This window comes from Vibrio sp. M250220 (assembly GCF_036533795.1).
In the GTDB taxonomy this organism is placed as follows: Bacteria; Pseudomonadota; Gammaproteobacteria; order Enterobacterales; family Vibrionaceae; genus Vibrio.
In genome coordinates this window covers 1-361 of the sequence record NZ_JATABI010000237.1, presented here as the reverse complement: position 1 = coordinate 361, position 361 = coordinate 1, and the positions used below count along the sequence as shown (strand labels likewise).

Here is a 361-nt window from a genome sequence, read left to right as displayed (position 1 = left end):
CGAACCTTCACCACACCTGAATCAGGTACTAGGAAACCGTCCGTCTCATCGTAATTCTGCCATTGACCGTTTGGAAGTTTGATTTGAATGCGACCCAAGTCCGCATCTGAAGCTGTACCTGTAATATCAAGCTTAGCCGCTACATCACCAAATGCGTCGCCACTCAACGAGACTTCGTAGTTCAACCACGTTTCTTCGCCTTCAACCGCTTTGTCGCCGCCGCTCACTAGAAGATCTGGTGCATCTGCGTCCACTTTAGTGCCATCTTCGCGCTTGACCAGATCGTCTTTGATGATACCCGTCGCGCTGGCTGACTGGTCGTTAACGTGGTTACTGTCCGTGGTTGCGGTCACGATAACCG

At 51.5% G+C, this 361-nt stretch carries 1 protein-coding gene; it reads right to left on the bottom strand.

The window, feature by feature from the left end; translation table 11 throughout:
* A partial coding sequence (locus QTN94_RS20600; RefSeq protein ID WP_331428705.1) for a hypothetical protein occupies positions 1 to 361 on the bottom strand: 361 nt, incomplete at both ends.